This window comes from Corallococcus sp. CA049B (genome assembly GCF_003611685.1).
GTDB classification, from domain to species: Bacteria; Myxococcota; Myxococcia; order Myxococcales; family Myxococcaceae; genus Corallococcus; species Corallococcus coralloides.
Genome location: NZ_RAWC01000434.1, coordinates 1 through 1,706, shown reverse-complemented (window position 1 = coordinate 1,706; position 1,706 = coordinate 1). Strand labels below are relative to the sequence as shown.

Annotated in this window: 1 protein-coding gene; it reads left to right on the top strand. The window is 70.6% G+C overall.

What is annotated here, in order from left to right:
- On the top strand, window positions 1-1,706 hold a 1,706-nt coding region (locus D7W82_RS39510; RefSeq protein WP_147439782.1), incomplete at both ends, for a condensation domain-containing protein.

Below are 1,706 nucleotides of genomic sequence, written 5' to 3'. Positions count from 1 at the left end.
CCCCTGCCCCTCTCCTTCGCCCAGCAGCGCCTCTGGTTCATTGATCAGCTTCAGCCCGGCACCTCGCTCTTCAACGTCCCCATGGCGGTGCGCCTGGAGGGCGCACTCGACGTGGCCGTGCTGGAGCGAGCGCTGCGCGAAGTCGTCCGCCGTCACGAGGTGCTCCGCACCACCTTCCGCGAGGACGCTTCGGGCCCCGTGCAGGTGGTGTCTCCGGAGCCGGTGCTCACCCTGGAGCGCAAGGGCCTCACGGGCTCAGCGCCGGAAGAGGCCTGGCGTCTGGCGCGTGAAGCCGCGGCCCAGCCCTTCGACCTCGCGAAGGGCCCGCTGCTGCGCGCGCTGTTGCTGACGTCGGCGCCGGGAGAGCACCTGCTCGTCGTGGTGGTGCACCACATCATCTCCGACGGCTGGTCCATGACGCTGCTGGTCCGCGAGGTGGCGCTCCTCTACGGAGCCTTCGCGCGAGGACAGGCCGCGCCCCTGCCGCCGCTGGGCATCCAGTACGCGGACTTCGGTGTCTGGCAGCGCGAGTGGATGCAGGGCCCCCGGCTGGAGAAGCAGCTCGACTACTGGAAGCGCCAGCTGGCCGGAGTGCCCTCCGCGCTGGAGCTGCCCACCGACTTCCCCCGCCCCGCCAACCGCGATGGCCGAGGCGCCCGGCATGACGTGCTGCTGCCTCGCGAGTTGACGGACGCGCTGAAGGCCGTGGCGCAGCAGGAGGGCGCCTCGCTCTACATGGCGCTGCTGACGGGCTGGCAGGTGCTGATGGCCCGCTACTCCGGCCAGGAGGACGTCACCGTCGGCTCTCCCATGGCCGGCCGCACGCGCGGCGAGGTGGAGGGCCTCATCGGCCTCTTCGTCAACGCCCAGGTGCTGCGCACCCGCGTGACGGGCACGGCGTCCTTCCGCACGCTGCTGCGTCAGGTGCGGGAGACGGTGCTCGGGGCCCAGGAGCACCAGGAGCTCCCCATCGAGAGGCTCGTGGAGGAGTTGAAGCCGGAGCGCATCCCGGGGCGTACGCCCTTCTTCCAGGTGATGCTCACCTACCAGGCCTCCTTCCGCGGCGCCGCCACCGTCGAAGGCGTCAAGCTGGAGGCCCTGGAGCTCGACACCTTCTCCGCCAAGTTCGACCTCACCCTCCAGGTGCTGGAGACGGACGCGGGCCTCAAGGGCTACCTCGAATACACCACCGACCTCTTCACCCCCTCCACCGCCGCTCGCATGGCCGAGCACCTCCGCGTACTCCTCCAGGAGGCCGTCGCGCAGCCGAACGAGGCAGTCGCCCGATTGCCGCTGCTGACCGCCGTCGAGCGGCGCGAAATGCTGGTGGAGTGGAACGCCACGCGCGCGCCGTTCCCAGAAGCGTGCATGCATTCGCTCTTCGAGGAGCAGATGCGCCGCGCTCCGGAGTCGGTGGCCGCTGTCTTCGAAGGGACGCAGCTGACGTATGCGCAACTGGACGCGCGCGCCAATCAGCTTGCGCATGCGCTGCGCCGTCGTGGCGTGGGCCCGGAGGTCCGCGTCGCCCTCAGCGTCGAGCGTTCCCTCGACATCGTCATCGGCCTGCTCGGCATCCTGAAGGCCGGTGGTGCCTGGGTGCCGGTGGATCCGCTCCTGCCCCGCGAGCGCCTGGCCTTCATGCTGGAGGACAGCGCGGCCCAGGTGCTCGTCACCCAGCAGCCACTCGTGGACCGCTTCCCCGAAGC